Here is a 3,928-nt window from a genome sequence, read left to right as displayed (position 1 = left end):
GGATCGATCCGATCATCATCATTTCACCGTCCCTACAGCATCAATGACCGTTCGACCAACGATGGTCCCGCTCAGCACCTGCGCCGCCGCTGTACCGTTCAACCTTAGTCCGACAGGCTGCTAGAGCTTTACGGCGACGAGGAGATGATTAGCATTGCGACCGGAAGCAAGCAGCGGCTCTCAGAAGCGCCCGCGGTCATTACCGTGATAACGGCGGCGGATATAAAAGCAATTGGTGCCACGGACCTGGACGAGGCGCTGGAAACGGTACCAGGGCTGCACGTCGCAAGAAGTAACCTAGGATACAACCCGATCTATACGATTCGTGGTGTCTATTCGGACTTCAATCCGCAAGTGCTGGTATTGATCAACGGGATCCCCATTACCAACCTGTTCCAGGGCGACCGAAATCTAATCTGGGGGGGCATGCCGGTCGAAGCGATCGCCCGCATCGAGGTGATCCGCGGGCCGGGTTCCGCGGTCTACGGCGCCGACGCTTTTGCCGGGGTGGTCAATATCATTACCAAAACTAAGCAAGATATCAGCGGGAGTGAGCTCGGCGTTCGAGGGGGTAGCTTCGATACGTGGGATGCATGGGGTGTCCACGGCGGGACGTGGGCGGGATTCGATGTGGCCGCGATGGTGGAGTTCCATGATACCGACGGCCAGGCTGAGATCATCGATGCCGACGCGCAGACCGCGTTGGACGCAACCTTCGGCACGGGTGCTTCACTTGCACCCGGTCCTGTAAATCTACAACGCGAGAATCTCGATGCGCGTCTTGACGTGGCGCGGCGGGATTGGCGCTTGCGCGCGGGCTTGCAGCGCCGCCGGGATGTCGGAAACGGGGCGGGCGTCGCGCAGGCGCTGGATCCAAATAATCGATTCGCGAGCGACCGCTGGAACATTGATCTCTCCTACGACAATCCGATCTTTGCGAAAGACTGGGATGTGACCGCCCAGGTTAGCTACCTAGACACGAGCCAAGAGATCGACCAGGATGCGATCCTGTTCCCGCCGGGTGCTAATTTGGGATTCGGTGTATTTCCTGATGGCGTGATCGGCAACCCCGAAGTCTTCGAACGGCATGCGCGTGTTAATTTATCCGCTTTCTACACCGGATTCGACCAACACCTATTCCGTCTGGGTGCCGGATTCAACTATGGCACTCTGCGTGAAGTTCGGGAGACGAAGAATTTTGGGTTGGATCCAACGACGGGTGTGCCTCTTCCCCCCGGAAGCCCGCCCGTGGATGTAACCGATACCCCGCTGGTGTTTATCCGCGAAGGGGACCGCAAGAACTATTTCCTCTTTCTGCAAGATGCCTGGGCTTTCCAGAGAGATTGGGAGCTGACCGCCGGAGCTCGATTCGACCAGTACTCGGATTTTGGCAATACCGTGAACCCGCGCTTCGCACTCGTATGGCAGACGCGTGACGATCTCACGACAAAGCTTCTCTATGGCCAGGCCTTCCGCGCACCCTCCTTTGCCGAGAGCCGCAATATCAATAATCCGGTCGTACTAGGCAATCCGAATCTCGACCCGGAAACGATAAGAACCGTCGAGTTAGCGTTCGACTACCAGGCCATGCGTAACTTGCGTGTGGGGTTAAATGTATTCCGATATTGGTGGGACGACATCATTCGTTTCGTTCCTGACCCGGGCGCGACGAGCCGGACGGCACAGAACAGCGGACAGCAAACCGGCACTGGGCTAGAGCTGGAGGCCGATTGGGAGCCGCTAGATTCGCTTCGCTTATTAGGTAACTACGCATATCAGGAATCAACGGACGAGGCAACCGACCGCGACGCAGGCAATGCGCCTCACCACAAGTTATATGTTCGTTCCGAATGGGAGTTTCTGCCTGACTGGCGTGTTAGTCCCCAGTTTAATTGCGTTATCGATCGAAAGCGTGCCCCCGGCGATAGCCGCCCCCACATCTCGGACTACAGCACGGTGGATGTGACGATTCGGCGAAAACGTATTGTCGATGATTGGGGAGTCGCCTTTTCCGTGCGAAACCTGTTCGATTCAGATGCGCGCGAACCGAGCCCGGGGGCGGCAATACCTAAGGACCTGCCGCTCGCCGGGCGTAGCGTCTACGGCGAGATTCGACTAGAATTCTAGGGAAGCTCTGCAAAAGACACTGCGCGGTACAATTCTTTCGTCGCGTGCTCGCCCCTCACTCGCTTGTTCAGTTGCTATGTCTCACAACGCGTTCGGCGCCTTTGCGCATGTGGACCTGCTCGGGAGAGCCTTTCAGAGTGTCTCCAGATCCCTTCCTTCTCGGTGTCAGGGACGTAACGATTGACTTTTGGAAACGTAATGCTAGTGATCCTTTGTGCGGGGGGATCGGTATTATCGCCTGTACGCCAGGCTGCCGCCGAGCCACTCGGCGAAGAGGCGACAATCGGCGTGCTATACCCGAATGTGCGCGAACCGTACAAGAGCGTATTCACGAGTATCGTGCAGGGTATCGACGACGGCCTCGATAGGGACACGACGCGTTATGCATTGGACGGGGTTACGGATCCGTCGGCGTTACGTGCATCGCTGGGGCGCGATGGGGTAAGAGTCGTCATCGCCCTCGGAACCAAGGGGGTAACAGCGGCAAAGCGATTGGAGAACGAGATAGAGGTCATCGTGGGCGCAGTGTTGACGGAGCCCCGTGAGAACCGGGCCGTCTTTAGGGGCATTACCCTATCGCCGGATCCGGAGATCCTCTTCGAGCGACTAATGAAAGTAGCGCCGAGCGCAAAGCGCGTGACTGTCATTTACGATCGATTAAGCAACCAGGGGTTAATCGATCGGGCTCACGTGGCCGCTCGGTCGCAGGCGCTCCTCCTCAATGCAATTCCTGCAGAAGATCTCGCTGCCGGAGCCCGGCTATACCGCACCCTGTTGGACACGACAGCGGGGGTCTCTGAGGTGATATGGATACCGCAGGGTGACGACACCGTCGATGACAACGCGGTCCTACCGCTCGTCCTAAAGGGGGCGTGGGATAAGAAGATTGTGGTGATATCCAGTAATCCGAGCCATGTGAGGAAAGGGGCCTTGATGGCCCTTTATCCAGATAACGCCGGCCTAGGCCGGAGTCTGGCGGCGATGGCGATGGAAACGCTGCGCACGGGGGGCGTCAAGAAAGGCAAGTTTGTCCCGCTGCGCGATCTCTTGACGGCGGTCAATATCCGTACCGCGGAGCACTTAGGGTTGGAACCGGTGTCACAGACCGAACGCCAGTTCGACATGGTATTCCCCGAGCGATAGGCTTGCGACTGAAGATGACAATTGGCTCGCCGATGTTCGCCTTCTCTATGGGCTTTCGCAGCCAATTGGTATTTATATTTACCGTCGGCCTTGTCGTTCTAGCTATGGCTTCGTCGCTGGTTACCTCGAGGCTGTCAAGCCACACCGTAAGCGAAAATCTCATCGCACAGGGGTATCAGGTAACGAAGAACTTCGCTGCGGAAGTCACCCTAGCACTACTTTACGGTAGCGCGGACAATGCCAAAGACCCGGCACGTTCGCTACTGGCCTTTCCGGAGGTGAAAGGCGTGGCAGTCTACGATCCGGACCAACGCGTGCTTTTCGCCGCAGGACAAGAGACGGTTCCTCATCGCGGCACCAAACGCTGGCCGATGCAGTTGTCTTGGGATAGCGAGAGCGCAAATGCGTGGTACTTCGTAGCGCCTGTATATATACGTAGAACTGCCGGCGAAACGGAGTCCTCGCCTTTCGAGGCCGAGGTGCGGGCCTCAGAGCACATCGGCTTCGTACGTGTGGTCGTGGGTAAAAATATGCCCTCCTCAGGAAAATCTGTGGGTGAACTTTGGTTCCGGTAGAGCGCCAAGTGCATGATACAAAGCGACTTCCAGCCCATGATAGGTCCGAAAACCGTAAGCCTTTCTGGTAGTGAGTTTGGCCT

3 protein-coding genes are annotated in these 3,928 nt (G+C 57.3%); all 3 read left to right on the top strand.

Annotated features, from left to right (window positions below; translation table 11 throughout):
• Positions 1-144 precede the first annotated feature (144 nt).
• On the top strand, positions 145-2,127 hold the full coding sequence (locus M3461_16315; protein MDQ3775791.1) for a TonB-dependent receptor: 1,983 nt from the start codon (positions 145-147) through the stop codon (positions 2,125-2,127).
• Positions 2,128-2,430: 303 nt separating this feature from the next.
• Positions 2,431-3,270, top strand: a complete 840-nt coding sequence (locus M3461_16310) for an ABC transporter substrate-binding protein (GenBank protein MDQ3775790.1) — start codon at positions 2,431-2,433, stop codon at positions 3,268-3,270.
• A 2-nt stretch (positions 3,271-3,272) separates the two neighbouring features.
• A complete protein-coding gene (locus M3461_16305; protein ID MDQ3775789.1) occupies positions 3,273-3,845 on the top strand; it encodes a hypothetical protein in 573 nt (190 codons plus the stop codon).
• Positions 3,846-3,928 lie beyond the last annotated feature (83 nt).

Source organism: Pseudomonadota bacterium, from assembly GCA_030860485.1.
Taxonomy (GTDB): Bacteria; Pseudomonadota; Gammaproteobacteria; order JACCXJ01; family JACCXJ01; genus JACCXJ01.
Note: the sequence above shows the minus strand (reverse complement) of the source record. Positions and strands in the feature narration are given on the sequence as shown.

What these genes read in the sequence shown, in the direction of transcription:
- M3461_16315 (MDQ3775791.1), top strand. Translation starts at nt 145, where the DNA reads ATGATTAGCATTGCGACCGGAAGCAAGCAGCGGCTCTCAGAAGCGCCC.